Origin of the sequence: Paraburkholderia sp. JPY465, from assembly GCF_050436725.1 — a bacterium.
Taxonomy (GTDB): Bacteria; Pseudomonadota; Gammaproteobacteria; order Burkholderiales; family Burkholderiaceae; genus Paraburkholderia; species Paraburkholderia youngii.
This window is the reverse complement of sequence record NZ_JBNDMT010000006.1, coordinates 782,210-805,312: the sequence shown is the minus strand read 5'-3', so window position 1 is coordinate 805,312 and position 23,103 is coordinate 782,210. Positions and strand designations below refer to the sequence as shown.

The window sequence follows — 23,103 nt, the reverse complement described above, 5'->3', positions numbered from 1 at the left end:
TTGCCTATGGTGAGCATCATAAACCCGTCTTGGACACTATGACGGAACAGGTTCATTCTCTGTTCAACGCATCGCACTGAGCGACACGGCAACGAACGCCAGATTGAATGGAGCAGACCATGCAAGAGATCATCGACGGTTTTCTGAAGTTTCAGCGGGACATCATGCCCGCGCGCAGGGAGTTGTTCCGCAAGCTGGCCACCAGTCAGACGCCGCGCACACTGTTCATTTCCTGTTCCGATAGTCGCATGGTTCCCGAACTGGTCACGCAGCGCGAACCGGGCGATCTGTTCGTGATCCGCAATGCCGGCAACATCGTGCCTTCGTTCGGTCCTGAGCCCGGCGGTGTGTCGGCAACGGTCGAATATGCGGTGGCTGCGCTCGGCGTGACGGATGTGGTGATATGCGGCCACTCGGACTGCGGCGCGATGACGGCCGTCGCGACGTGCAAGTGCCTCGACCATATGCCCGCTGTCGCGAACTGGTTGCGCTACGCCGACTCGGCGAGGCTCGTCAACGAGGCGCGTGAACATGCGGGCGAGCGCGAGCGCGTCGACTCGATGGTGCGCGAGAACGTCATCGCCCAGCTCGACAACCTCAAGACCCACCCCTCAGTTGCACTGGGACTCGCGCAAGGCCGCCTGAATTTGCACGGATGGGTCTACGACATCGAATCCGGCTCGATCGACGCGCTCGACGCCGCGACCCGCCAGTTCGTGCCGCTCGCTGCGCATCCCGATGTCACCGCGACGCCCGCCGAGTGCGTGGCTGCGCTCTGATTCCCGGCTTGTCGCACCGACTGTCGATCTCACCAGGTTGATTTTTACCCAAGGAGCAACATCATGACCCAATCGCAAGTCACACCGAACGCACGCGAAGCATTGACGGAAACGATCATCGACGCGAAGGTGCGCAAGAACCTCACCTTCGAAGCCATCAACGAAGGCACGGGCTTGAGCCTCGCATACACGACAGCCGCGCTACTCGGTCAGCATGCGCTGCCGGAGAATGCGGCGAAGCTCGTCGCCGAACGCCTCGGGCTCGACGACGCCGCCGTTCGCCTGCTGCAAACCATTCCCGTGCGCGGCAGCATTCCGGGTGGCGTGCCGACCGATCCCACCGTCTACCGCTTCTACGAAATGGTGCAGGTGTACGGCTCGACGTTGAAGGCGCTGGTTCACGAGAAATTCGGCGACGGCATCATCAGCGCGATCAACTTCAAACTCGATATCCAGAAGGTGCCGGACCCGGAAGGCGGCGAGCGTGCCGTCATCACGCTCAACGGCAAGTATCTGCCGACCAAGCCGTTCTGAACCCAATGATGCAAAGACGAAAATTCTTACTGAGCACCGGTGCCGCGCTTGCTTCGGGCGGCCTTGCCCTCTCGGGTTGCACGATGACGAGGCCGCGCTCCACGTCGAGCACCAGCAACGCGCTGTACCCCACAAGGAGATCCGAAATGACTTCACCCGCAGCAATTCGCCCGCCGCTTCCCCCGTTCACGCTGGAGACGGCTATCGAGAAAGTCCGTCTCGCGGAAGACGGTTGGAATTCGCGCGACGCCGCCAAGGTCGCGCTCGCCTATTCGCTCGACACGAAATGGCGCAATCGCGCAGAGTTCGCGAACAATCGCGCGGAAGCGCAGGCGTTCCTCGAGCGCAAATGGAAGAAGGAACACGAGTATCGTCTGATCAAGGAACTGTGGACGTTCGGCGGCAATCGCATTGCCGTGCGCTACGCCTACGAGTGGCACGACGACTCGGGCAACTGGTTCCGCTCCTACGGCAACGAGAACTGGGAGTTCGGCGAGGATGGTCTCATGCAACGTCGCTACGCGTGCATCAACGACATGCCGATCAAGGAATCGGAGCGCAAGTATCACTGGCCCTTGGGCCGTCGGCCGGACGATCATCCGGGACTGAGCGAGTTGGGACTTTGAAGCCCGGATCGTTACAGCCGCGATGAGCCATTAGCGCCCAACAATCCAGTGGCGACGAATGACGGATTGTTGGGCGTGCGCCGGCGCGCCGTCGGGATGTAGCGACTTAAATGTCGTTGAATTATTCGCGACTTTTCGTTTTCTCCTTTTGGGTGAAAGTATGATCTGTGTCCGGTGTCAGGTCTGAGCTGCAAAGCAGTCTTTCAACTCGCCAGTCTGCGGAATCGACGATCGGCCGGATTTGGCCGAGACCACCAGTTCGCTGAAGGTCCCGTAAAGCGGTCGTCGAAATCGTCGACGGCCGCTTTCGGCCGGCATCTGTGAATGAGTCCAGTCGGCCAAGAGCCGTCGTTCGTCGTCGCTCTTGCTCCCACATTCGACCGGCCGGTCGCCGCGTGAAAGCGGCCGTTCGATCGGCTAACACCATCGCAATTGCGCTTGCCGTCGAACCGGCTGAACTGAAATTGCTGCGCTCACCAGCGGGCGACGGCTTCGAGCAGAAAAACGCCAAACTGAGGCGCGGTACTCACCCAGGATTGCGTCACTTCCCATCCAGCAGATCTCGCGAGGTCTTCGAACGAATCGGTGGTGTACTTGTGCGAGGTCTCGGTGTGCATGCTTTCGCCAGCCTCGAAATGAATATCATGATTCAACACGCGAACCGTCTGTTTTGCCTGGCTGACTAGATGCATCTCGATCCGCTTCAGATCATCGTTCCAGATGGCTGAATGAGCAAACGCGCCCAGTTCGAAATTTCCTTCCAGCTCGCGATTGATGCGGAGCAGGAGGTTCCGATTGAAACGTGCCGTGACCTCGCCTTCATCGTTGTAGGCAGACAGGAGCGCCGGCGTGTCCTTGACCATGTCGACGCCGACAATGAGCTTTGCCTGACTGCCCAGGAGTTTCTTCACCGAGCGCAGAAAGGCGATTGCGTCGTCGGGCTCGAAATTGCCTATTGTCGATCCAGGGAAGAAGCCGATCATGGTTTCGTCCCCGTGCATGTCGGGCAGTGCCATGTCCCGAGTGAGGTCGCCTGCGACTGGGCGGACGTCCAGCGCCGGGTAGGCGTCGGCGATGCGTTGCCGAGCCTGTTTCAGTGCCGCTGTACTGATATCGATCGGCACGTAGGTGCCGATCTGCCGGGCGGCATCGAGGATGATCCGGGTTTTTGTGCTCGCACCGCTGCCGAATTCGACCAGGGTGGCGTGGTCAGGAATCTCTGAGGCGAGCTGCGCTGCAATGTCCTTGAGCATGCCGTTTCCGTGCGCGTCGGGTAATACTCGGGGGTCGCGCAGATCGCTTCGAACAGCGCCGACCCTTGCGCATCGTAGAAATACTTGAAAGGCAGCGATTTGACCGGACGCGACAGACCTTCGAGAACATCGCGAGCAAACGCGTCCGTGCCGGACAACAGATCGTGTTCACCGTCACCATTGTCGGACGCAGTGTCCCGCGCGAGAGGCGGACGGCAAACTGGGCGTCCAGCCGCCTGCGGCACCGCGCTCTGCCGGCAGGGGCAGGAACCACGTGACAGTGAACAAGGCCGCGATGAGGAGAGCCAACAGCCAGAAAGCCAGGTGCAAGGGCCAGGGCGCGTATTAAGTGAGTGCGCCTCCGACGATGAGCGCGGCTGCGAAGCCGGCGGCCTGGGCAGCTGTGGCAACCACAGAGGCTCGCCGGGGCGCACCACCCTCGTTGAATTCGACCATCGCCGCCGTCGACGGTCCGGCGGTCAGGCCGACGCCGACACCCATGAATGCCCGGGCCAGGAAAAGCCATGAGATATCGTGCGCGAGCGCGAGGATCAGTGCGCCGAGGAAAGAGGCATTCAGACCGAGCAGCATCGTCGCCCGTCGGCCGATCTGGTCCGACAGGCCGCCGAACAGGATGAGCACGCTGACAACCGCGATCGGGTAGACAGGAAGATTTCGGCTGTGGTCGTCGGGGTGAGATGCCATTCGCTTGCGTAGAGCCGGTACGTCATGGCGGGTGCCGCGCTGGTCCAGAGGGTATGAGCGACCACGCCAGCCGAGACCCGGAAACTGGCCCGGTGGCCAAGTGCGGCATGCGTGCATCGACGGGTGCTCCCGCTGTCTATCGCGGGGGCAGTCGGGCAGGCTGTATGGGTCATGGCCGTCTCCCCCGGTATCAGAGCTTGGAGCCGCCATCGACACGCAGCGTGTCACCCGTCACCCAGCGTGCCGCATCGGATGCGAGGAACAGGGCTGCGCCTGCGATGTCGTCGGGTTGCGCCACGCGCTTGAGGGCCTGCATGCCGAGGGTGAAGTCCCGCCCGGCATCGGTTTTGGCGAAGTTCGACATGTCAGTTTCAACAACGCCCGGCGCGATGGCGTTCACGCGAATGCCGCGCTCGCCGAGCGCTGCGGCGAAATGCTTGACCAGGGTGTCGATTGCTCCCTTACTCGCGGCGTAGGCTGACAGATTGCCAACCGAAGCGCGGGCTGCAAGTGAGGACAGCAGGACTACGCTACTGCCCTCGCCCAGCACGGGCAGCAGTTGCTGGACGAGGAAGTATGGGGCGCGCACATTGACGGCGAACAACCGGTCGAAGTCCTCTACAGTCGTTTCCGCGATTGACGAGGCTTTCGAGATGCCGGCATTCGCAACGAGAATGTTGAGACGCTCGCCAATCAGCCCGCGTACCTGACGGGCCAGTTCGTGAGGGCCGTTCGCCGCGCTCAGGTCTGCCGCGACCTTGTCGGCAGAACCACCCGACGCACGGATCGCCTCGACGACGGAATTCGCCGCCTTCTCGTCGCTGCCGAAGTGCACGATCACGCGCGCGCCTGCTGCTGCCAGAGCCTGAGCGGTTGCGCGGCCGATGCCGCGCGAAGCGCCCGTGACGAGTGCAGTTTTGCCGCGAAGATTAGTAGCCACGATTAACTCCTGTTGAATTCGGGATGAAATGTCGGTGTAACTGGCGACTCAGGAAAGGAACCTGGAAACGTCTTCCACGAAACGCTCGGGGTATTGATAGAGCGAGCCGTGATTGGCGTCCGGGTAGATGATCAGTTGGGCATTCGGGATGTGCTGGCGCAGAATCAGCGAATTGACCGTGTAGATGATCACGTCGTTGTCACCATTGACGACCAGAGTTGGCTGGCTGAGTGCAGACAGGTAGGCATATGGTTTGTCTTGCGGCGCGCCCCATTTCGCGAGTGCCGCGAGCTGAGCCGGTGCCACGGCTTCGTTGGCCGCTGGATCACGGTTCGCCGTGCGAAGGCGGAAGCGTTCGAGGAACGCACGTCCGGCCGTCTGGCTGGTTCCGGTCGGCGAGAAATGGACACGCAGCCAGAGATGGTCCGGTTCGGCATAGCTCGCGCCGAAGATTTCCTGCGCTTCGGGCGTCAGCGAGGCCATACCTTCTCCGCTGCGCGGGCCCGTGCCGACGAGGATCAGGCGGCGAACCAGCGTGGGCTCCGCAATGGCGAGCGTCTGCGCAATCAGGCCACCCATCGAGAATCCCAGTACATCGACCTGTTCGAGACCGAGCGCACGGATGAATGCGGCAGCGTCGGCCGCCATTTCCTCGATCGATTCGGGAACGCTGCCCGAACTACTCGAAATGCCGGCGTTGTTGAACAGGATGACCTCACGTCCGACGGCCAGGCCGTCAGTTACGGCGGGGTCCCAGTGATCCATGGTGCCGGTGAAGTGGATGTTCATGACGAGCGGAACCCCCGCGCGATTGCCGAAGCGGCGATAGGCGAAGCGGATACCGTTTGCGTCGACGTACTGCGTCGGTGCGGTCTGGTGCGTCTGGCGGCTCATGATTGCGATCCTTTCAGAGGTAAGTTCAGCAGTTGTTTTCCGGTATGTTTGAAATGCATGGGGTGCCGCTTTTGAAATCCGGTCACGCGCCTGGAAATCTCGTCGGGCGGTGCCTGCTGATGGGTAATTTATGCAGTGGCTGGCAAGAGGAAAAAGACTTTGTAGGCACGCGGCCATGCCTGACGGGTATGGGGCGCGCATGGCTGCCGGTTGCCTGCGCAAATCAGGACGGAAAACGTTCCCCGAACATGGGCAGGCCGCTGACCGATTGCGTCGCACTAGCCTCGTCCTGGAGCACGTCCCAGTGTTCGGCCAGCCTGCCATTCTCGAAACGCACGATATCGGCGGCAATCCACGCGGTTGGCCTGCCATTCCCGGAAAACCGGCCATGCGCAATCACGTAATCCCCTTCCGCCACCACGAGCTGGTTCTCGTAACGCAAGGTGGCAGGCAGGGTACGGATCAGGTCGAACAGTCCTTCACGTCCAGGCGCGATGTGCGCGCTGTGCTGGATATAGGAATCCGACCAGAAACGCTCGGCGACAGCGTAGTCGCGCTGGTTGAAGAGCGTATCGAAGGCTTCGAGGAGCAGTGCCTTGTTCTGTGCGGGGGTGGTTGTGGTCATGTTGTTCTCCAGTGAGAATCAGAGCACTTCAAATACGCTGTACACGGGGCCGTAGGCGAAACGGTGGCCGAGGCCGATGGCCTGAATGCCGTTAAGCCATTCGTAGCGCCCGGCTGGCGCCTCGAACATGGGGTTGATGCGGAAGTAGTAACTTGCGGGGTCGACGACTTCTCCATGTTCCAGGCGTTGGATCACGTCGGCCGGACCATGCCGGACGCCGTGGTATGACATCAGCAGGTTGACGCCGTCGTCGGTGCGCAGCGTGAGGCGCACATCGTGCATCGAGCCGGTATCGCCGCGCACGGTCTGCCAGTCGTTACTGCCGTCGAGCACGGTACCGGTGAGCCGGTCGCCCCCGAATGTGCCGGACTCAACGATGCCGACGCGGCGCAAGGCGCCCGGTGTCTGACCGACCGTCACGATTGGCTTGACGCCAAGACGGACCACGAACAGCGGCCGCGTCCGGACTTCCTTCATGACCGGGGGTAGATCGTCAAATTGGGGCGTATGGTTTGCGGACATGGTGTTGTCATCTCATCTGACGGGTTCATGCGGTCCTGCCGCCGTTGACGCGCAGGACTTCGCCGGTCATATAGCTGGCCTTGCCCGAACCGACGAAAGCGATGGCCTCGGCGATTTCCTCGGGCGTTCCGGCGCGTTTGAGCGGAACGCTCGACAGCATGGCGGCCTTGCGTTCGCTGGAGCCGGTCAGCCGGGTGAGCATCTCCGTATCGATGGGGCCGGGCGCGACGGCATTCACGCGCACGCCGGAGGCAGCGGCTTCCAATGCAGCGGACTTCGTGAGGCCTTCGACGGCATGCTTGGATGCGGTCCCATTGTCTATACTGGTTTTCAGTCGAAACAACTGAGGAAAACCAGATGCTTAGGCGCGTCACCCGATCCCGGAATCCAGCCCCCATCGTCTACGATGGACCAGTCTACTCGTACGTCCGGTTCAGCTCGAAACCGCAGGCGGCCGGTACCAGCAAGCAGCGGCAGGAAGACTACGCCGCCAAGTGGGCAGCGGACAACAATCTCGTGCTCGATGCCTCGCTGCACCTGTTCGACGCGGCCAGAAGCGCGTTCAAGGGCGACCATCTGAAGGGCGCGCTCGGGCTGTTCATGGAACAGATAAAGGACGGCGGCAGCGTCCGGCCCGGTTCAACGTTAATCGTCGAGGCGTGGGATCGCTTTTCGCGTCAGACTCCGCTTCAGGCTCTGGCTTTGCTCGGCGATATTATCGACCGTGGCATTCGCGTCGTTACCTCAGTCAACGGCAAAATCTGGACGCCTGAAATCATCGCGGAGAACGAGTTTTCGTTGCTGGAAGTCCTCATCGATATGGCTCGCGCGTATGGCGAAAGCAAGCGCAAGAGCGGTCTGATTCAGGACGCGTATGTGAAGAAATGCCAGGCGTGGAAACGGGGCGCTCGTCACGGCGACAAGGAACTAAAAGGACTGGTCGGCGCTCCGCATACCGATCCGGAATGGGTGACGTTCAACTATGACTTGATGCGCTTCGAACTCGTGCCCGACAAGGCAGAGGCAACGCGCCGCATGGTCGATCTTTACTGCGAGGGATACGGCGCAATGGCGATCGCCCGCAAGATGCGCGATGAGGGTTATGAGTTTGGCGGGCGCTTTCCAACGAATCGCGTCAGCCGTGTCGCCGCGAATCGTGGACTCATGGGCGATAAGGTCATCGTCTCCAAGGGGCAGACGTTCACGCTCGAAGGCTACTATGGCGACGCTGCGCTGATTACAGCGGAAAAATTCGAACAGCTACGGCACGTCGTTTCGCTTCGCGGGAAGCGTCGGGTAAAAAGCCAGGTGCCCGGACTACTCACTGGTTTGAACCTCACGTACTGCGGCCATTGCGGTTCGCTGATGGTTTCGCACAGTCAACTCAAGGAATCAAACAAGCTGCCTGACGGCACCTATCGGCTCGGCGCGCGCCGGCTTCGCTGCGGCAGCTATTACAGACTCGGGCAGCGGTGCAGCGGTGGCGAATCCTGCTCGGTGCAACCGGTCGAGCACGCGCTTATGACGTACTGCTCGGACCAGATGAACCTCGACCGTCTGCTCGCCACTACGGGCAAGCCTGATCCACGCACCGCCACGCTCGCGAAGCAGCGCGCACAACTGGAGAAAATCGACGCGCGGCTCGCTGAGATTCAGGAGGCGATGGAGAGCGGCACGGGCAGCATCGCCACGCTTTCAAAGGCGGCGGAGAAACTGGAGAACGAGCAGCGCGAGCAGCGCGACAAGGTTTCAGCGCTTGAACGTGAGCTATCGGTGGTGCAGCGCACCAAGCAATCCACTGCAGATGCCTGGGCGGCGTTGATGGAGGATGTAAGACTGCTCGACCCTGACGCGCGCATGAAGGCCCGCCAACTGGTCGCGGATACGTTCGAGCGGATCGAAGTCTATATGAAGGGCCTGAACTTTGACCAGCCGAGGATCGTGCGCCTGCATCTGCTCTCGAAAAGCGGACAGACGCAGGAGATCGAGATCGACCACGTTACGGGCGAACGTATCGACGAACAGCGCTTTGCAATCACGGAGATCGAAGCGAAGCAGAAACCGGCGCGTGCGCCTCGTACCCGCGCCGGACAGTGAGCTGCGGCGGCCCTTAACTCTAAAAGACCGGACATAGTCGGCAGATGATGTCTGTTCGTCCGGCTCAGTTCGGCCAAGGCCCGACTGTCGCCTCCGAAAGTGATTTCATAACTTACCGCCTGCTCCGTCAATTAGCTGGCCCATTATTGGGTGCTTTGTATTTCCCGTATGTTGCATCATAAGACAAACCTAACATTGTCACGCCATTACAAACCGCGGTGAAATTATTTATAGCATGACCAACATTAGAAGCGATTTTCTTTGGATCGAGATCATCGAAAGGACTTGGCCGAATAGCAAAAAAAAACTCCGCAACGCAGATCTGAACCTTAGAGATCTGCTCATCCGCGTATTTGATGGAAAATGTTTGATTGTTCGGGCATTCAATTTTTTTCCGCTGCAATCCTGCATTCGGAGCATCGACCACTTTGCCCGAATCAAGGCAGTCAGAAATTCTCCACGCGCCGACGCGCATAAGACTCGCACTGACCTGAAACGCGCCACCTAGACCAAAAGGCATGGCCTGTCGTATGCGAGGGGTCTCTATCGCGAGCTTGCTGTCAAGATCGCGCCTGGCCTTCCAAAAAATCTCTCTGTCCTCATCTAGCCGCTTACTGTCTGCGTTCGAAGTAAGGTCACCATCCACTACGGCCGCTGCATTTAGATAATCGTCGAATGCCTGATTCGTGGTATCGATTGACAGACGAACCTCATCCATGGTTTTCCGCATCGCTTCCTGTTCATGTTGCTCTCGTTGATAACGGTCAGAAAGCCATGTTCCAACCACTCCAGTCAATATAAAAGCAATGAACGTCAAGAGAATCGGATGCCTGACGATGGGGTCCGCTCGCTCGAAAAACGTCCGCCGATCGGCGCTTACTATCGTGAACCCAATTTTTTTAAGTGTCCGAGGGAGGCGACGTTTGAGCATATATTCGAGTGATTTTGATTGATCATCCGAAAATTGTATGCGCAAAGCGCGATCAACGGTCAACTCTGAACGTCTGCCTATGACTGTCATATTGAGTTTCGACTTCGAACCCTTATCGGCCAGTCTTCTGATACAGCCCGTCGGGCGACGAGATGATCGTCCGGAACGGCTCCCCCTTCAGATAGCGGCGGTACGCGAGTATGGCAATGTCCCAAATCTCGCGCGCGACCTCCGGACCGCTGTCCAGTATGTTCCCGTCCTTATCGATGATCGCGAGCGTCGCAGGCTCGCCGCGCTCAGTCAGAAACGCGTAGCGGTCCCACGCGCGCGCGCTGACAATCGAGTGCTTCAGTATCGGCCCGCTTTCCGGGTCGTGTTTAATCTGATCTTCTCTCATCGCTCGTCTCCCTGTCCTACCAGTTCGCCGGATCGATGCACGCGGAATCGCCCCACGTGCAAACGCCGCACATTGAACCGTGATAGACGACCTTGCCGGCGCGCACGCCAGTGACGCACGGCGACTGTCCGCAGACTTCGCACTGTCGCCCGTAGTCGGGCACCCAGGCATCGACCAGCAACGAATTGTCGACGGGCGCGGGCTCGACCGGGCGCAGCTTCTCGCGCGCCTTGCGACTACGCGAGGACATCGCTCGCCTCGTGCTCGACGATACCTGCGGACGGCTCAAACACTCCTTGACCGTCTCGTGCTTCGGGCTCGACGATCCCCTCGTACCGATCGATGACAGCGGCGCTCAGCCCGAACATATCGGCGCAATCGCGCAACGCGAGAGACCAGAGCCCCGGCGAGCCGCAGTCGTGGATCACCATCAGCTGCGTCAGCAACGTGGAATTGGCGAGCAGGAAGTCGCAAAAGAACTCGTGGTGCGCGGTCCGGAATTCCGGTCTGCCGAGCAGCCAGAACAGACGGGTGATGCGATTATGTTCGAACGCCGCGCTATAGACGGCATCGGGGATGATGCTGCCAACGGCGCACGCGCGGCCCTTCGCGCTACGGTAGAGGCAGTCGCCCGTGAGCCTGTGCGTGCTGCGCGCGCCCTGCGCGAGCAGATGCTGCGCGATATGATCGAACACGGCCTGCGTATCCATGCGCGCAAGCTCGTCGACGGTCGGATAGCGCGTTACCATGCCAGTTCCTCAGGTTCGAGCGGGACCACGATAGCGCTCGCAGGTTTGAACGCGAGCACTTGCGAGAGATCGAGCAGATACGCGGGCGACGGCGCGCGACGCTGGCTGTATGGCACGGGCGGCGTGGAAACCCGGTCGTCGCAGAATGCCTTGTCGATGACGGTTTCCCGCAGGCTGTGCTGCTGCGCGATCATCCGCAGCGCGCCGGGCCATTCGTGCGGCGCGCGCGCGTCGTGCGTACCCTGCAGGTCGCGCAGCAGCGGCATGTGCTCGAACAGGAACTGCGCGAACTGCCCGCCATGTGGCGTCTCGTAAAGCATAGCGACGAGATCGCGCACGCCAAAGAATTCGAGGCTCGGAGAATAGACCTCATCGGGCAGCAGCCAGCCGATCGCGCAGCGCTTGCCATCGGGCGCGCGGTACATGCACTTCGCGGTGCCCGGCAACGTCGCCTGCGCGTTCTGCCGGAGCAGATGCCAGGCGACGATATCGAAAACGTCCTGAGCGTCGAGCGTCAACAGGTAAGCGGTCGTCAGTCTCATGACTCATTTCTCCTTGTCTTCAGCGGCACTATCGATGGCGTTCGTCAGATCGGTCGTGGCGGGCACCTGGTGCTTTAGCAGGGCGACGAGCTTCGCCGTTTCGTCAGGCGTAGGCAGAACCTGTATGCGCGCGACACAGGCACACGTGCCGCCTTCCTTGCGCGACACGGTGAGCTTGCTGAATACCGACTCGGGAAAGATAAGATCGCCTTTGCCGCGTCCATTTCCAGAGTGCAGATGCAGACCGACCGATGTCCATTCGCCAAGCCATTTCAGCGTGCCGAGTTGCGGGAAGCGCACGCGCGTAAAAGGCTGGGCATCAGCACCGAGAAGGTCGGGATCGTTCGGCGCTTCGTACAGTGCATCGCGCAGACCGACAGCGAGCGAATCCAGTGACGAGTTCGGCAGGTCGAATCCAATCTTGATATCGACCGCTGTTTTTTCCTCGTCGCCGTGCTGCTCGCTGCGCACGTTCAGGTGCAGAATCTTTACCTTGTGTTTCGCCAGCGCAATCATTGATAACTCCCCATGCTGAACAACACGACCAGCACCGCGACCAGCACGGCGCCCCAGAAGCAGTTTTTCGCAGAGCCTTCTCATTGCCGCTTTCACGACGGCTCTCCGGAGTCGACTTCGAACTCGGCAGCGCGCTCGCGATAAAGCGCCTCCAGTTCCGCGCGCTGCTCCTGCGCGTCGAGATTCTTGATGAGGTCCGCCGCATCGTTCAGAGCTTCGATCGTTTTCGCGGCCTGAAGTGCGTCCGCGATCTCGGCGTAGGACACGACGGGCGGATTGCCGGTCGCGCCCGCACGCGTGGCGGTGGCTTTCTTTTTCGCGCCCGCTTTCATGCGCGACTTGAGCGCAGCGGTGCCCGAACCTTTTGGCGCGCTCTCGCCGTGCTCGCCGCTCGCGTCATCGGCGTTTGCGTCGCCCTTATCGAACCATTCGCCGGGCTCGCTCATACCGTCGCGCAATGACGCATAGATGCGCTTCAGGCTGACGACCTGCGCCGGCGTAATGGCACCGAGCCGCCGCTGAATGCGCTGCTCGATCTGCTCTTTCGTCACGCCGAACGCGGCGAAAGCGTCGACCATCTTCGCCATTGCTTCGGGACTGGTGTCCGCTTTCGCCTTGAGCGTGACGTCTGCCTGATCCATCGCGGAGTCGACGACATCGCGCGGGATCACGCCCTCCAGACATTTGCGAAGCCGGCGCTGTGCCATGTTCGCGGTCAGCTCGTAAATGTCGCGCTCGTCCTTCAGTTCGTACCCGCCCTGACGCGTATCGCGCCAGTGCGAAACCGGAAAGCAGATCGTCTTGCGTGCGCCGGTCTGCATATCGATCGCGCGCGATTCGACCTCGGAGTAGCCGACGCCGCGAGCATCGAAGCCTCGCGAGACCACGCGCCACGCCATATCAATGTTTCCCCACGCTGTGGCGATTGCTTCGAGCGCGTGAATACTTGGACCGCGAATGTCAGTACCACCGCGCGCAAACTGGTACTGCGCGACCTCAGCGAGTCGTGCACTCGTAAAGGCGAGGAGGATCGAATCCATTGCGCGCACGGGGTCGCGCGGAAAGTGCCGCGCCATCGTGTACGCAACCTGAAGGTCCGCGAGTTCGCGCGCCTGATTCTGGCGCGCGCCCGCAGTCTCCGCAGGCGCGTTCGAGCGTCCCGCGAATGGCGATTCCACAAGCTCATTCATTGACCGGCTCCTTTGCGTGCACTGAACCGAAAGTCAACATAGCTGGTAGGCTCGACGGCGTACCCGTTGCGCTTGACGATCTTGCGCGTATAGCCGCCGCCGTTCGGCAGCAGGCCGACCGAAGCCTCGCCCATCAGATGCAGAATGCGGGCTTTAGCGGCCTTCGCGCCTTGCTCCATCAACTCGGCCTGTTCCTCGAAATCGAGACGGCAGTAATGAAGCGCCTCAGCTTCAGCAGGAAGGGAGATCGTCTCGCCACTCGTGCCGGGATACAGCCGCTTGAGCAGCGTAATAGCGCTTTTGTGGCGATAGTCGAGCGGTGGCGGGTCCTCGTTTCTGACGTGTTCCCAGAACTCTGCTTCGCTCTGTTCGAGGATGCCGATCATTTCCTCGTCGCGCTCGATGCGGTAAGTCCGCAACGCGTTGCCGCCGATACATGCCGCGAGCACCCATGCGTCGTAGCCGCTAACGGCCAAATAGTGCGTGCATTGCAGCCAGTATTCGCGCGGTACTTGTTCGCTGAACTCCTCGCCCCATTCGTCATTACGGTAGGTGAGTGCATCAACGTTTTTTGCTTCGAAGCCGACGCGCTGGCCATCGATCGTGCGATCGTAAGAGCCGATCATCCACGGGTAACGCGGATGCTTCGCGAGCTTGTTATGCCGACGCAATTTGACCGAGTAGCGCTCAGCGTAAGCGGTCGCGATGACGTCCTCGATCAGTTGACCGAAGCGCATACGCTCTGCCGCATCCGGGGAGACAAGCGCGTCTCCCGGGATGAGATCGAGCTTTTCCAAAAATAGCTGGTGTGCCGTCTTATATCGCGACTCGCCGAGCGCTGCGGCGCAATCGCTGCCGCCAAGGCCTTTTCGCCGCTCCAGCAGCCACGCATCCCGTGGACCGTTCATTGTTGGACTCCTGATAAATTTGCCTGCCTTACCTCGCCTGCTATACCTGCTGCACCGGCTCGCGGTGCGAGGCACGCGAGAGGTAACAGAGCGGACCGTTGCCAATGGCCGTGCGCGGCTCGTCGTACTGGTAACGCTGTCGCCACCACGCGCGACGCAGCGCCTTCGGGACCGTGCGCAGTACGCGGCGATAGCTCATCGGCGCGCGACTCGTGAATCGATAGCAGGTCATTTGAAGCGCCCACCTTCGCCGGAGGCGATCACATAGCCGTGCTCGTTCAAGCGGAGACGCTCCAGCCTGGAGACGAGCGGATGCGCGTCGAGGCTGATGCTGTCCGATACGTCAAGTGCGCGTGCCAGTACCTGAACGGGATCAAAGCCGCGTACCTCGCGCAGCATGCGTCCGTCGACGCTATGGCGGACGATCACCCGCACGCCAACAAACGCGCCGGGCATCAGACATGAATGCGGTTTCATGCGACCTCCGGCCCGTCTGCGCGCAGCGTGCGGCCAGCCTGCGCGAGCGCGTCACGCACTTCGACGAGCGAGCGGGGACCGAAGCCGGGAAGCTGCAACAAGTCCTTTGCGCTGCGCGCGCACAATTTCTCGAGCCGACAGATGCCGGACGCGCCGAGGCGATTCGCCACGCGCAGATTCTGACTGATGTTCGCGAGTTCATGCAGGTCGGTCATGACTGCTCCTTGCGCACACGTACTGTCGCCCGGTAACTGCCTGTCTCGATATCGAGGAACGGCCCTTCGACTTCGGGACAGACCTCGACCGGCAACGAGTTTTTCAGGTCGAGCGCCCAGTCGTTCACCGCGTCGAATTGCACGCCCGTCACTGTCGCGCGACGCGCGCCGTGCTCGTCGTGATCGAATTCGACGGCCACGCCGGTATAAATCGATTTATTCAATTGAGATTCCATTTTCTTTTGAAGTTACCGATTGAATGGCTGATGGAACTTCAGCGTAGCCAATTCATTTTCTTTCGCAAGTGAGGGGCGGCACTTCACGAGCGTTTTAAGGATCGTATTAACAAGAGATACGACAACATAATCGGCAAAATGGAAAAGTCTTTGGAAACAACGAAAACTACCCTTTACGCGCCCCGCGCGCGCCCCACTCGCGCCCCGTACGCGCCAAAACCGGTGCAAACCCTAAGCGGGAAATCACCTGGGCATTCGTGCTTTAATGCGAAATCACCGTTGGCAAAACGAGAATGGCGGGTCTATGATTTGCTGGAGTCGCCAACGTTTGCATGGCGACCTGAGAGGCAATATGGATCGCCGCATCCAGATGACTAACCCGGTGCCGCCGCAACTGGCGGCGCTCCAGACCGCGATCGAGCTTGCTGGATCGCGGCGGGAACTGGCGCGCCGGATCGCCCGCCACGTGCCTTGTACGGCGGGTCGCCTCGATATGTGGTTCCACAGAAAAAGCCCCGTCCCGGTGGAGATCGCACCGTTCATTTCGGCAGCGGTTGACGGGGCAGTCTCAGTATTTGAGCTTTGTCCTGAGTACAGCAAAGGCTGGAGGATGCTTAAAGAATTGCTGAACTCGGAGGAGCCAATACGCGAGACGGCCTAAGCTCTGCCACAGTATCGGCCTCACCGTCGCATTAGGACGTGTATAGAGACACCGATAGGAGTCAGTTGAAGTCATTTTGGGCCTAGCGTTTGGACGCTCGGGGCCCTTTTGCATTCTTTCGTCCCGAAAAAAAGGCGCCGGAGGAGCTAACTCCAGCGCCTCAGTCTTTCCCGAAGTGTTGAATCGGGTAAAGAGGACGAGCAAAAGGTATCACGAGTTTCTCAAACAGGGAAATAGAGGGGTTTTCTCCTCAGTATTCCCACTACGGTTAAAGAGGACGAGAAGTGACCAAGAGAATTTTCGTCGTCGAGGAGCCCGAATTGTCTGCGCTTCAGCCGCATCCGATCGGCGCATTCTGCCCCTCTACGCAGACCGTCTCGGTTCGCGACGAGATCCTGACCCCGATCGTCGTGGACGATCACTGGCGCATCATCGACGGACGCGCTCGCAGGGACGAGGCCGTGCGCCTGGGCAAGGCGTGTCCCGCGCGCCACTTCGACCCGCACACGGACGGACCGCTGACGCTGTTTGTCGCGCGTCAGAACCGGCACCGGCTGAGCATCGCGCAAGCTCCGATCGTCGCCGCGTGGCTCGCCGGTCTCGCCGAGCGCAAACCCGCCTGGCTCGAACACTACGACCGCCTTTTCCTCCAGGAGCCGGGCGCGCGCGACCGCATCCTCGCCGCGCTCGGGGTCAAGCTGCGCACCTTCCAGCGCGCCGCGGGCATCCGCTACGAGCGCTTGCAGCACGCGGTATTCGACGACCGCATCTCTGCAAAAAACGCCTTCGATCTCGCGAAGGTCGAGGACCGTGCGACGCGCGAGCGGATCGTGCGGAAGCCGCGCGACGTGCACAAGGTCGAGATCGCCGCTGCGCTTGCAGAGCAGGAGCACAGGCAGCAGCAGTTGCCGCTCGACAACATTGTTTGCATCAGTGGCCCGCTTGACTTCCCGGTTGACGACACGGAGGAGAAAAAGGCGCGCGTCCGCTGGTCCCGCTGGTTCCGCTCCGATGGAGGCGACCATGAATGAACCGATGACCCTGTGCGTGACGCTCGACACGCAAGCGCTCAGGAAAGCGATGGAGACGTTTGCGAGTCATGTCCATGTCGGCGCACGCGGCGAGACTGCGCAGCTCGTAACCGCTGCGTGTGACGCGTACGACGACGAGCACGAAATGCGCTCGCGCAACCTGATGACGGTTCGCGCGCTGCCGTGCGACTACAGCGATTAACGCACGAAGGTGAACGCAATGCCACGCTCACGGACCGTTAAAGGCGGGTTCTTTCGCTCGCCCGATATCCAGCACACGCCGGTCGCGTGCCGCCTGCTTTTTATCTCGCTCTGGACGCAGGCCGATCGTGAAGGACGCCTCGAAGATTTGCCGTGGAAAATTCGGGACGAGGCGTTTCCTTACGATCAGGACATCACCGAACAGGACGTCGACGAGATGCTGGATATGCTCAATCTGCGCGACCTGATCCGCCGCTACGTTGTCGATGAGCAACCGCTGATCTTCATCACGAAGTGGCGCACACATCAGCACCCGCACCCGAAGGAAACGGAAAGCAAGCTGCCCGCGCCGCCCGAGTCGCCCGCAAAGGCCCGCCAGTCAAGGGCGCAACTTATGGGCGCGGGCGAGTTCGTACCCGGTAATGACCCCGTTCTTACCCAGATGCGAACCGACCGGGCACGTACTTCTAATACTTCTGTTTCTTCTAAGCCTTCTAATACCTCTGGTACTTCTATTCCTTCTGGTACTTCTGGTACTTCCGGGATTTCCGGCCCCGGCCGGTTGCGCCTTCGGCGCTTGTCGAGTTCGTCCGAAAAGACGACGAACGTCGACGCGAAAGTGATCGCGGAAATCTTCGCGTACTGGCAAAAGACGATGAACTCGCCACGTTCAAAGCTCGACGCGAAGCGTACGAAGGCGATCTCGATCGCGCTCACGAATGGCTATACCGCGCGCGAAGTGTGCACGGCTATCCGTGGGTGCAGCCTGACGCCGCACAACATGGGCGATAACGACCGGGGCGAGAAGTTCAACGACCTCACGCTGATACTGCGCGACGCGGCCCATGTCGACCGCTTTATCGCGAACGATGCGAACCCGCCGCAGCACGGGTCGCGCACGTTAAGCGCCGAGGACCGCAGGCGCGAGCTTAGCGAGGCGAACGGTAAGGCATGGCTCGCAATGCACGGCCAGGCCGCTGAGAGCGACGCTACCGGCGACCCGAATGCCATCGACATGGAGCCGTAAGCGATGACGCCTGCCGACCGTCCGCAATTCGCCGCGATCCTCGCGCGCGCCCTCCGTACGACCCGTACTCCCATGCCAGATGCAGAAGTGCTCGACGTCTGGTGGACGAAGCTCGCGCCGTTCCCGCTCGACGCCGTAGCAAACGCGTTTTCGAGGCACCTGGACGAAAGCGAGCACGCACCGGCTCCGGCTTCGATCCTTCGCCGCCTGCCGCGCGAGAAGGACGGCAGACCGCTCGCCGATGAAGCGTGGGCGATAGCACTGGAAGCGCGCGACGAGAGCGAAACGGTCGTCTGGACGGACGAAATCGCGCGGGCATGGCACGCCGTACGCGATCTCGTTGTCTCCGACGAAATCGGCGCACGCCTGGCGTTTCGGGCTGCGTACACGCGCCTCGTTGACGATGCCGAGGCGCGCAGCGTTCCGGCGCGTTGGCGAGTATCGCTCGGGCACGATCACGAGCGACGCGTCGAGGTCGTCGACGCGGCCGTGCGCGCGGGCCGTCTCTCGCTCGCTGATGCCCGCGTCGCAGTACCCGCGCTGCCTGCACCCGATGCGGCCGACTCTGCGCCGAGTGCTGAGACGCTACGCCACCGCGCGCAACTGCGCGACCTGATCGGCAATATCGCCGCCGCGCACGAGATGCGCGCGCAGGAGCGCGAAGATGCCGCCGCGCGCGCGACCGATGCGACGAACGAGCGCAAGCGCGAGATCGCGCAGCAGGCCGAACGTTACGCCGCTACGCATCGGGCGCGCGAACCGGGAGACGACGACGAGCCCATGCAGGGAGAGCCGCAATGAGCGAACCGGCGCAAGGCGAGCTATGCGCCGCGCACGGCTGTCCGATGCTCGCGGCGATCGGCGTCGCGGGGCGGTACTGGTGCTGCTGCCACTGGCACGAGCCCGCCGCTGCCTTCGATGCGATTACCGCCGTGCTTCACCGGCAGAAGCTGCTCGTCGACGCAGCGCTGCTCGCGCGCCGCTCGTATGCGGACTACCTCGCGGTCCGCTCGACTGAGGACGCGCTTATCGAGCGTACGCATGAAGTCGGCCAGCAGTACGCGCTCAAACCCACTCGCGGCGCACGGGGTGGAGTCATCGGTCCCACGACTGAGCCGGCGCACCACTACGCGAGCGCGGAATCCGATAACCAGTGAGGCATGACATGCGCATCGAATTCGTGATTCATGGCGAGCCAGCGAGCAAGGCCAACTCGCGCGAGATCGTCTCGCGCAAGATGCGGGATGCGTGGGGCGGTATCAAGACCCGCCCGATGTCGATCAAGTCCGACAAGGCGCGCGCCTACGAGCGCGTCGCGCTGCTACAGGTGCCGCCCGCCGCGCGCGTCGAACTCACCGGACCCGTGCGCGTGACGATGCGGATTTTCTACGCGACCGAACGGCCCGACCTCGACGAAAGCGTAATCCTCGACGCTCTGCAATCGCGCTATCGGACCGTGCGGCGCAAAGGGCGCGACGTTCGCGAGTGCGTGCGCAAAGGCGTATTCGCGAACGACCGGCAGGTACGGCAGAAATTCATTTTTCACGGCATCGACCGCGCGAATCCTCGCGCAGAGATCATCGTCGAGACGTTGCAGGCGCAACAGATTGCGCTCGCGCTCGAACCGGACTATGACCCACTTTCGGAATGTGCATGAACGCGCAACAGCTTAACCGCCAGAGCATGGCCATGCGTCATCACCTCCAGCACGAGAACGATCGCCTGCGTGAAGCGCTGCGCCTTATCGTCGAGATGAGCGAGAACACGACGAGCGCGATGTCGCTCGGCGATATCGCCCGCATCGCACGCCTTGCGCTCGTCACGACGCACGTCCCGCCGAATCCGTCGCTCGCGACTGGCGAGCACAGCGGGGACGCGCCGGCCCGGCACGTGGAGGACGCGCGCACATGAGCCACCGTTGCCGCTGGCCCGGATGCACGTGCATCGTCGGCGACGATCTCTGGGGATGCAAACCGCACTGGCGCACGCTACCGCCGAACCTCCGCGCGTGGATCGGTCGCGCATACCGGCAAGGCATGGATTGCGACATTCACCCCTCTGCGAGTTACCTGCGCGCGCACCGCGCGGCGCTGCGTTGGGCGCACGAATTCGCCAACGACCGACAGGACTAACGGCACCCATTGAAAGAAATTTTGACATTCGACAAATGTTGCCTACTATCCCCGTTAATCAGGACGCTCGCTTGCTGTCCCTGAGATTCCGAGGCCCGCGCAACGCGGGCTTTTTCATTCCCGACCTCTCCCGGATTTCCTCACCATGCGCGACTTCTACGCGGGCACCGCTGCGGCCCTGCGGGATGCGCTGCGCCATGCTGTCGATCGTGGCGGAGTGTGCTCGCTTGGCGTGCTGCATCAGGGTGTACCCGGTGCCGCCATCCTGACGGGCGACGAAGCGACAGCGCAGGCCGGCCGTATCCGCCGCCAGCTTGACCGCCTGCCTCCCGTTCCCCGCGCCCTGATCGTCGTCGCCCATGCGCCCCGCGATCTCGCCTGCAACTGCCGCGCGCCGTGCTGCGCGGGGCGCTATCCGAATCCCGAATGGCGCGAAGCGCTCGACGTGGTACTCGCGCATAGCGCGCCACTCCTCGCCGGCCACGCGTCGAACATCCGCCTGCGTACCGTGCTGGTGGCGAACCTGCTAACGCGTACGCACGAGACGGCCGTCAGCGTCGCGCAGCGCTGCGGCGTTCATCGCCAGACGGTCGCGGAGCACGCCGCGATCCTCGAAGCGGCACTCATGGGCAACCGGCAGCGCGCCGGAGAACTCGACGCAGCGTTTGGGCGCATCGACGCGCTGCTGCGCGAGGCTGGAATCGTCATCGAGCCCGAAAACGAAGCCGCTGCCCGCGTCGCCTGACGCTCTACCGGTACCCGCCATGTCCACGACCATCGAACGCGCCGCGAGCGGCGAGATAGCCTGGCCTGACGACGCCGCCTGGCCGATCGGACGCATCCGCGAATCGTCGCGCAATCCGCGCACGCACTCCGACGAGCAGATCGAGCAGATCGCGGAGTCGATGCGCCGCTTCGGCTGGACGTTCCCCGTACTCGTCGACGAGTCGGGCGAGCTGATCGCCGGGCACGGCCGCTATCGCGCCGCGCTGCTGCTCGGCTTCACTGACACGCGCGTGATGGTCGCGCGTGGCTGGAGCGAGGCGAAGATTCGCGCCTATCGCATTCTCGACAACAAGCTCGCGCTCAACGGTGGCTGGGACTCCGCGCTACTGAGCGAGGAACTCGCAGCGCTCGCCAACGACTCGTTCCCGATCGAGGTACTCGGCTTTTCCGATACGGACATGGCGCGTCTGCTCGACGATACGGACCGCCTCGCGCTCGAACATGCGGCGCAGTCCGCGAGCCAGTCCGATCCGACCGACTGGCGGAACTCGTCGCCCATGAACGGTGCGAGCGCACCGGTAGCAGCTAACGGCATATCGCCCGTGTATCCCGAAGGCGCGACGGTGCATGCCGCTGCAGAGGCGCAGGCCGAAGCGGTGAACGCGACGGCCTCGCCCGGCGCATTGCTGGCGGTGTTTTCGTGCATGGTGACGATCGCGGATCGCCCGGCGCTGCTCGACGCCATCAACCGCGCCAAATCGCGCGGAGCGACCGACACTGGCGCGGCGCTCGTGCTGATCGCTCGCGAGTGGTTGCAGGCGGACTGAGATGCGCAAGCAGAGCCTGAGCCACGAAGATTTTCTGAAGCTTCGCGCCGCCGCGCAGTCGATCCCGCAGGCCGCGCTCGAACTGAAGATCGCCCAGGCAATCGACGTGATTCGCGACGCGTGCCGGGGCCACCAGGCGGCTTACGCGTGGTCGGGCGGGAAGGACTCGCAGGCGCTGCGCTTCGTCGCGGAGCGCGCGGGTGTGGTCGACTGCGTGCTCGGTATCTGCGATCTCGAATTCCCGGCGTTCCTGCGCTGGGTGACGGACCACATGCCGGAACGCCTTCACGTCATCAACACCGGGCTCGATCTCGACTGGCTCGCGGCGCACGAATCGATGCTGTTTCCGCAGGACGCGACAACAGCCTCAGGCTGGTTTCACCGCATCCAGCACCGTGCGCAGCAGGACTTCTGCCGCGAGCGCGACGTCGACGCGCTACTGCTCGGCCGTCGCCGCGAGGATGGGAATTTCACGGGACGCGCGGGCGGCATCACCTACGAAAAGCGCGGCGTGACGTACATCGCGCCGCTGGCGGGCTGGTCGCACGAGGACGTATTCGCCGTTATCGACCGCTACAGCCTCCCGTTGCCGCCGTTCTATGGCTGGCCGCGCGGCTTTCGGACCGGTACGCATTGCTGGCCGGCGCGCCAGTGGTGCGAGAACGAAGCGCACGGCTGGCGCGAGGTTCACGCGATCGATCCCGACATCGCGCCGTGGGCAGCGCAGCGCCTGACGGGCGCGCGCCGGTTTATGGCGAGTCTCTGATGTGCGGTCTGTGGGGCTACGTCGGGCGCAGGAACGAAGCGCGCGCAGACGTGATTCGCGAGATTCTGAAGCTCGCGAGCCGGCGCGGTCCCGACGCATTCGGTGTCTGGTGCGATGGCGCGCTCTGGCGTGGCGCGGGCCGCGCCTCGTTCGAGATGGTCGACCTTGGCGCGGCCGTAATGCTCGGCCACGCACGACTCGCGACCGTACTCGGCACGAAGCGGCCCGAACACGGTCAGCCGATTCAATGCGCCGATATCGTGCTCGCGCATAACGGCAGCGTCTGGAACTCGCGGGAACTGCCCGAAGCGGCGAACGTCACGACCGGATGCGATAGCGAACTGCTCGCCGCGTGTCTCGCCGCTGAGTCTGGCGCGCTCCCCGATCGTCTCGCGCGCGCACTCTCGCGCGTCGATCTCGGCGAGCACTACGCGCTCGCGGCATATCAGGCCGCAAGCGGTGTGTTACTCGCCGCGCGCGGGCAAAGCCTCTACATGCTGGAGGACGTTTCGGGCGTGTACTGGTGCAGTGTCCGCCCCGACGAACACTGGACGGCGGTAACTCGTCCCGAGTTTCATTCCCTGTTGTGAGGACCA

33 protein-coding genes and 2 pseudogenes are annotated in these 23,103 nt (G+C 62.1%); 16 read left to right on the top strand and 19 right to left on the bottom strand.

Features of this window, described 5'->3' with window-relative positions; genetic code table 11:
* Nucleotides 1-119 precede the first annotated feature (119 nt).
* The 3 genes from QFZ94_RS37040 (at nucleotide 120) to QFZ94_RS37030 (ending at nucleotide 1,939) form a co-directional block, all read left to right on the top strand.
* A complete protein-coding gene (locus QFZ94_RS37040) occupies nucleotides 120-779 on the top strand; it encodes a carbonic anhydrase (protein ID WP_036661880.1) in 660 nt (219 codons plus the stop codon).
* A 63-nt stretch (nucleotides 780-842) separates the two neighbouring features.
* Nucleotides 843-1,313, top strand: coding sequence for a cyanase (gene cynS / locus QFZ94_RS37035; protein ID WP_429462957.1), 471 nt, complete (start codon nucleotides 843-845; stop codon nucleotides 1,311-1,313).
* Between the two features lie 146 nt (nucleotides 1,314-1,459).
* Nucleotides 1,460-1,939: a DUF1348 family protein gene (locus QFZ94_RS37030; protein ID WP_429462956.1), complete on the top strand. Its 480-nt coding sequence runs from the start codon at nucleotides 1,460-1,462 to the stop codon at nucleotides 1,937-1,939.
* 473 nt (nucleotides 1,940-2,412) lie between these two features.
* Here QFZ94_RS37030 and egtD read toward each other — a convergent pair.
* The 7 genes and pseudogenes from egtD to QFZ94_RS36995 all read right to left on the bottom strand — a co-directional run.
* Nucleotides 2,413-3,437: pseudogene (gene egtD / locus QFZ94_RS37025) on the bottom strand (L-histidine N(alpha)-methyltransferase).
* Between the two features lie 100 nt (nucleotides 3,438-3,537).
* Nucleotides 3,538-3,897, bottom strand: a complete 360-nt coding sequence (locus tag QFZ94_RS37020) for an MFS transporter (RefSeq protein WP_429462955.1) — start codon at nucleotides 3,895-3,897, stop codon at nucleotides 3,538-3,540.
* A gap of 190 nt (nucleotides 3,898-4,087) precedes the next feature.
* Nucleotides 4,088-4,837 carry an SDR family NAD(P)-dependent oxidoreductase gene (locus QFZ94_RS37015; protein WP_368585077.1) on the bottom strand — a complete coding sequence of 250 codons (750 nt, stop codon included), beginning with the start codon at nucleotides 4,835-4,837 and terminating at the stop codon, nucleotides 4,088-4,090.
* A gap of 48 nt (nucleotides 4,838-4,885) precedes the next feature.
* Nucleotides 4,886-5,731: an alpha/beta fold hydrolase gene (locus QFZ94_RS37010; protein WP_429463652.1), complete on the bottom strand. Its 846-nt coding sequence runs from the start codon at nucleotides 5,729-5,731 to the stop codon at nucleotides 4,886-4,888.
* 223 nt (nucleotides 5,732-5,954) lie between these two features.
* Nucleotides 5,955-6,356 (bottom strand): nuclear transport factor 2 family protein, encoded by a 402-nt coding sequence (locus QFZ94_RS37005; protein WP_368585076.1) that lies wholly within the window; start codon nucleotides 6,354-6,356, stop codon nucleotides 5,955-5,957.
* An 18-nt stretch (nucleotides 6,357-6,374) separates the two neighbouring features.
* Nucleotides 6,375-6,878 (bottom strand): DUF3237 domain-containing protein, encoded by a 504-nt coding sequence (locus QFZ94_RS37000; protein ID WP_429462954.1) that lies wholly within the window; start codon nucleotides 6,876-6,878, stop codon nucleotides 6,375-6,377.
* A 25-nt stretch (nucleotides 6,879-6,903) separates the two neighbouring features.
* Nucleotides 6,904-7,185, bottom strand: a pseudogene (locus QFZ94_RS36995) (SDR family NAD(P)-dependent oxidoreductase); the annotation flags it as partial.
* A gap of 50 nt (nucleotides 7,186-7,235) precedes the next feature.
* On the opposite strand from QFZ94_RS36995, the gene QFZ94_RS36990 reads away from it, so the two are divergent.
* Nucleotides 7,236-8,975: a recombinase family protein gene (locus QFZ94_RS36990; protein WP_429462953.1), complete on the top strand. Its 1,740-nt coding sequence runs from the start codon at nucleotides 7,236-7,238 to the stop codon at nucleotides 8,973-8,975.
* Nucleotides 8,976-9,102: 127 nt separating this feature from the next.
* Here the strand turns inward: QFZ94_RS36990 and QFZ94_RS36985 are convergent, their stop codons facing one another.
* Genes QFZ94_RS36985 through QFZ94_RS36930 form a run of 12 tightly spaced genes read right to left on the bottom strand, consistent with a single transcriptional unit; the run spans nucleotide 9,103 to nucleotide 15,124 of the window.
* Entirely contained in the window at nucleotides 9,103-9,996 is an 894-nt protein-coding gene (locus QFZ94_RS36985) for a hypothetical protein (RefSeq protein ID WP_429462952.1), read from the bottom strand.
* Between the two features lie 22 nt (nucleotides 9,997-10,018).
* The gene (locus tag QFZ94_RS36980) at nucleotides 10,019-10,303 is read right to left on the bottom strand and encodes a hypothetical protein (protein WP_429462951.1); all 285 of its coding nucleotides are present in this window, start codon (nucleotides 10,301-10,303) and stop codon (nucleotides 10,019-10,021) included.
* A gap of 16 nt (nucleotides 10,304-10,319) precedes the next feature.
* A complete protein-coding gene (locus QFZ94_RS36975; RefSeq protein ID WP_429462950.1) occupies nucleotides 10,320-10,553 on the bottom strand; it encodes a hypothetical protein in 234 nt (77 codons plus the stop codon).
* Nucleotides 10,540-11,052 carry a hypothetical protein gene (locus QFZ94_RS36970; RefSeq protein ID WP_429462949.1) on the bottom strand — a complete coding sequence of 171 codons (513 nt, stop codon included), beginning with the start codon at nucleotides 11,050-11,052 and terminating at the stop codon, nucleotides 10,540-10,542. The genes QFZ94_RS36975 and QFZ94_RS36970 overlap by 14 nt, the downstream gene beginning before the upstream one ends.
* Complete coding sequence (locus QFZ94_RS36965; protein ID WP_429462948.1) at nucleotides 11,046-11,594, bottom strand: hypothetical protein; 549 nt, start codon at nucleotides 11,592-11,594, stop codon at nucleotides 11,046-11,048. The genes QFZ94_RS36970 and QFZ94_RS36965 overlap by 7 nt, the downstream gene beginning before the upstream one ends.
* A 3-nt stretch (nucleotides 11,595-11,597) precedes the next feature.
* Entirely contained in the window at nucleotides 11,598-12,206 is a 609-nt protein-coding gene (locus QFZ94_RS36960) for a hypothetical protein (RefSeq protein ID WP_429462947.1), read from the bottom strand.
* Nucleotides 12,203-13,300, bottom strand: a complete 1,098-nt coding sequence (locus QFZ94_RS36955) for a hypothetical protein (RefSeq protein WP_429462946.1) — start codon at nucleotides 13,298-13,300, stop codon at nucleotides 12,203-12,205. The genes QFZ94_RS36960 and QFZ94_RS36955 overlap by 4 nt, the downstream gene beginning before the upstream one ends.
* Nucleotides 13,297-14,208 (bottom strand): YqaJ viral recombinase family protein, encoded by a 912-nt coding sequence (locus QFZ94_RS36950; protein WP_429462945.1) that lies wholly within the window; start codon nucleotides 14,206-14,208, stop codon nucleotides 13,297-13,299. Before QFZ94_RS36950 ends, QFZ94_RS36955 begins: the two co-directional genes overlap by 4 nt.
* A 40-nt stretch (nucleotides 14,209-14,248) precedes the next feature.
* The gene (locus QFZ94_RS36945) at nucleotides 14,249-14,407 is read right to left on the bottom strand and encodes a hypothetical protein (protein WP_429462944.1); all 159 of its coding nucleotides are present in this window, start codon (nucleotides 14,405-14,407) and stop codon (nucleotides 14,249-14,251) included.
* A gap of 29 nt (nucleotides 14,408-14,436) precedes the next feature.
* Nucleotides 14,437-14,685, bottom strand: a complete 249-nt coding sequence (locus QFZ94_RS36940) for a hypothetical protein (RefSeq protein WP_429462943.1) — start codon at nucleotides 14,683-14,685, stop codon at nucleotides 14,437-14,439.
* Nucleotides 14,682-14,900, bottom strand: a complete 219-nt coding sequence (locus QFZ94_RS36935) for a DNA-directed RNA polymerase subunit alpha C-terminal domain-containing protein (protein WP_429462942.1) — start codon at nucleotides 14,898-14,900, stop codon at nucleotides 14,682-14,684. Before QFZ94_RS36935 ends, QFZ94_RS36940 begins: the two co-directional genes overlap by 4 nt.
* Nucleotides 14,897-15,124, bottom strand: coding sequence for a hypothetical protein (locus QFZ94_RS36930; RefSeq protein WP_429462941.1), 228 nt, complete (start codon nucleotides 15,122-15,124; stop codon nucleotides 14,897-14,899). Before QFZ94_RS36930 ends, QFZ94_RS36935 begins: the two co-directional genes overlap by 4 nt.
* A 364-nt stretch (nucleotides 15,125-15,488) precedes the next feature.
* On the opposite strand from QFZ94_RS36930, the gene QFZ94_RS36925 reads away from it, so the two are divergent.
* The 12 genes from QFZ94_RS36925 to QFZ94_RS36870 all read left to right on the top strand — a co-directional run bounded on the left by QFZ94_RS36925 (nucleotide 15,489) and on the right by QFZ94_RS36870 (nucleotide 23,097).
* On the top strand, nucleotides 15,489-15,797 hold the full coding sequence (locus QFZ94_RS36925; protein WP_410852077.1) for a hypothetical protein: 309 nt from the start codon (nucleotides 15,489-15,491) through the stop codon (nucleotides 15,795-15,797).
* Nucleotides 15,798-16,207: 410 nt separating this feature from the next.
* Complete coding sequence (locus QFZ94_RS36920; RefSeq protein ID WP_429462940.1) at nucleotides 16,208-16,828, top strand: hypothetical protein; 621 nt, start codon at nucleotides 16,208-16,210, stop codon at nucleotides 16,826-16,828.
* Nucleotides 16,821-17,030: a hypothetical protein gene (locus QFZ94_RS36915; RefSeq protein ID WP_429462939.1), complete on the top strand. Its 210-nt coding sequence runs from the start codon at nucleotides 16,821-16,823 to the stop codon at nucleotides 17,028-17,030. The genes QFZ94_RS36920 and QFZ94_RS36915 overlap by 8 nt, the downstream gene beginning before the upstream one ends.
* 18 nt (nucleotides 17,031-17,048) lie before the next feature.
* Nucleotides 17,049-18,056, top strand: coding sequence for a hypothetical protein (locus tag QFZ94_RS36910; protein ID WP_429462938.1), 1,008 nt, complete (start codon nucleotides 17,049-17,051; stop codon nucleotides 18,054-18,056).
* Between the two features lie 72 nt (nucleotides 18,057-18,128).
* Complete coding sequence (locus QFZ94_RS36905; RefSeq protein WP_429462937.1) at nucleotides 18,129-18,857, top strand: hypothetical protein; 729 nt, start codon at nucleotides 18,129-18,131, stop codon at nucleotides 18,855-18,857.
* Entirely contained in the window at nucleotides 18,854-19,213 is a 360-nt protein-coding gene (locus QFZ94_RS36900; protein ID WP_429462936.1) for a hypothetical protein, read from the top strand. Before QFZ94_RS36905 ends, QFZ94_RS36900 begins: the two co-directional genes overlap by 4 nt.
* An 8-nt stretch (nucleotides 19,214-19,221) precedes the next feature.
* On the top strand, nucleotides 19,222-19,713 hold the full coding sequence (locus QFZ94_RS36895) for a hypothetical protein (RefSeq protein WP_429462935.1): 492 nt from the start codon (nucleotides 19,222-19,224) through the stop codon (nucleotides 19,711-19,713).
* Nucleotides 19,710-19,967 carry a hypothetical protein gene (locus tag QFZ94_RS36890; protein ID WP_429462934.1) on the top strand — a complete coding sequence of 86 codons (258 nt, stop codon included), beginning with the start codon at nucleotides 19,710-19,712 and terminating at the stop codon, nucleotides 19,965-19,967. The genes QFZ94_RS36895 and QFZ94_RS36890 overlap by 4 nt, the downstream gene beginning before the upstream one ends.
* A 366-nt stretch (nucleotides 19,968-20,333) precedes the next feature.
* Nucleotides 20,334-20,933 carry a hypothetical protein gene (locus QFZ94_RS36885; protein WP_429462933.1) on the top strand — a complete coding sequence of 200 codons (600 nt, stop codon included), beginning with the start codon at nucleotides 20,334-20,336 and terminating at the stop codon, nucleotides 20,931-20,933.
* A 19-nt stretch (nucleotides 20,934-20,952) separates the two neighbouring features.
* The gene (locus tag QFZ94_RS36880) at nucleotides 20,953-21,741 is read left to right on the top strand and encodes a ParB/Srx family N-terminal domain-containing protein (protein ID WP_429462932.1); all 789 of its coding nucleotides are present in this window, start codon (nucleotides 20,953-20,955) and stop codon (nucleotides 21,739-21,741) included.
* A 1-nt stretch (nucleotide 21,742) separates the two neighbouring features.
* Nucleotides 21,743-22,507 carry a phosphoadenosine phosphosulfate reductase family protein gene (locus QFZ94_RS36875; RefSeq protein ID WP_429462931.1) on the top strand — a complete coding sequence of 255 codons (765 nt, stop codon included), beginning with the start codon at nucleotides 21,743-21,745 and terminating at the stop codon, nucleotides 22,505-22,507.
* On the top strand, nucleotides 22,507-23,097 hold the full coding sequence (locus QFZ94_RS36870) for a class II glutamine amidotransferase (protein ID WP_429462930.1): 591 nt from the start codon (nucleotides 22,507-22,509) through the stop codon (nucleotides 23,095-23,097). Before QFZ94_RS36875 ends, QFZ94_RS36870 begins: the two co-directional genes overlap by 1 nt.
* The last annotated feature ends 6 nt before the right edge of the window (nucleotides 23,098-23,103 follow it).

Bases quoted from the DNA above. Each gene is read 5' to 3' on its own strand.
- QFZ94_RS37040 (WP_036661880.1), top strand. From the start codon at position 120: ATGCAAGAGATCATCGACGGTTTTCTGAAGTTTCAGCGGGACATCATG.
- cynS (WP_429462957.1), top strand. From the start codon at position 843: ATGACCCAATCGCAAGTCACACCGAACGCACGCGAAGCATTGACGGAA.
- QFZ94_RS37030 (WP_429462956.1), top strand. From the start codon at position 1,460: ATGACTTCACCCGCAGCAATTCGCCCGCCGCTTCCCCCGTTCACGCTG.
- QFZ94_RS37020 (WP_429462955.1), bottom strand. From the start codon at position 3,897: ATGGCATCTCACCCCGACGACCACAGCCGAAATCTTCCTGTCTACCCG.
- QFZ94_RS37010 (WP_429463652.1), bottom strand. From the start codon at position 5,731: ATGAGCCGCCAGACGCACCAGACCGCACCGACGCAGTACGTCGACGCA.
- QFZ94_RS37005 (WP_368585076.1), bottom strand. From the start codon at position 6,356: ATGACCACAACCACCCCCGCACAGAACAAGGCACTGCTCCTCGAAGCC.
- QFZ94_RS37000 (WP_429462954.1), bottom strand. From the start codon at position 6,878: ATGTCCGCAAACCATACGCCCCAATTTGACGATCTACCCCCGGTCATG.
- QFZ94_RS36990 (WP_429462953.1), top strand. From the start codon at position 7,236: ATGCTTAGGCGCGTCACCCGATCCCGGAATCCAGCCCCCATCGTCTAC.
- QFZ94_RS36985 (WP_429462952.1), bottom strand. From the start codon at position 9,996: ATGACAGTCATAGGCAGACGTTCAGAGTTGACCGTTGATCGCGCTTTG.
- QFZ94_RS36980 (WP_429462951.1), bottom strand. From the start codon at position 10,303: ATGAGAGAAGATCAGATTAAACACGACCCGGAAAGCGGGCCGATACTG.
- QFZ94_RS36975 (WP_429462950.1), bottom strand. From the start codon at position 10,553: ATGTCCTCGCGTAGTCGCAAGGCGCGCGAGAAGCTGCGCCCGGTCGAG.
- QFZ94_RS36970 (WP_429462949.1), bottom strand. From the start codon at position 11,052: ATGGTAACGCGCTATCCGACCGTCGACGAGCTTGCGCGCATGGATACG.
- QFZ94_RS36965 (WP_429462948.1), bottom strand. From the start codon at position 11,594: ATGAGACTGACGACCGCTTACCTGTTGACGCTCGACGCTCAGGACGTT.
- QFZ94_RS36955 (WP_429462946.1), bottom strand. From the start codon at position 13,300: ATGAATGAGCTTGTGGAATCGCCATTCGCGGGACGCTCGAACGCGCCT.
- QFZ94_RS36950 (WP_429462945.1), bottom strand. From the start codon at position 14,208: ATGAACGGTCCACGGGATGCGTGGCTGCTGGAGCGGCGAAAAGGCCTT.
- QFZ94_RS36945 (WP_429462944.1), bottom strand. From the start codon at position 14,407: ATGAGCTATCGCCGCGTACTGCGCACGGTCCCGAAGGCGCTGCGTCGC.
- QFZ94_RS36940 (WP_429462943.1), bottom strand. From the start codon at position 14,685: ATGAAACCGCATTCATGTCTGATGCCCGGCGCGTTTGTTGGCGTGCGG.
- QFZ94_RS36935 (WP_429462942.1), bottom strand. From the start codon at position 14,900: ATGACCGACCTGCATGAACTCGCGAACATCAGTCAGAATCTGCGCGTG.
- QFZ94_RS36925 (WP_410852077.1), top strand. From the start codon at position 15,489: ATGGATCGCCGCATCCAGATGACTAACCCGGTGCCGCCGCAACTGGCG.
- QFZ94_RS36915 (WP_429462939.1), top strand. From the start codon at position 16,821: ATGAATGAACCGATGACCCTGTGCGTGACGCTCGACACGCAAGCGCTC.
- QFZ94_RS36910 (WP_429462938.1), top strand. From the start codon at position 17,049: ATGCCACGCTCACGGACCGTTAAAGGCGGGTTCTTTCGCTCGCCCGAT.
- QFZ94_RS36905 (WP_429462937.1), top strand. From the start codon at position 18,129: ATGCCAGATGCAGAAGTGCTCGACGTCTGGTGGACGAAGCTCGCGCCG.
- QFZ94_RS36900 (WP_429462936.1), top strand. From the start codon at position 18,854: ATGAGCGAACCGGCGCAAGGCGAGCTATGCGCCGCGCACGGCTGTCCG.
- QFZ94_RS36895 (WP_429462935.1), top strand. From the start codon at position 19,222: ATGCGCATCGAATTCGTGATTCATGGCGAGCCAGCGAGCAAGGCCAAC.
- QFZ94_RS36890 (WP_429462934.1), top strand. From the start codon at position 19,710: ATGAACGCGCAACAGCTTAACCGCCAGAGCATGGCCATGCGTCATCAC.
- QFZ94_RS36885 (WP_429462933.1), top strand. From the start codon at position 20,334: ATGCGCGACTTCTACGCGGGCACCGCTGCGGCCCTGCGGGATGCGCTG.
- QFZ94_RS36880 (WP_429462932.1), top strand. From the start codon at position 20,953: ATGTCCACGACCATCGAACGCGCCGCGAGCGGCGAGATAGCCTGGCCT.
- QFZ94_RS36875 (WP_429462931.1), top strand. From the start codon at position 21,743: ATGCGCAAGCAGAGCCTGAGCCACGAAGATTTTCTGAAGCTTCGCGCC.
- QFZ94_RS36870 (WP_429462930.1), top strand. From the start codon at position 22,507: ATGTGCGGTCTGTGGGGCTACGTCGGGCGCAGGAACGAAGCGCGCGCA.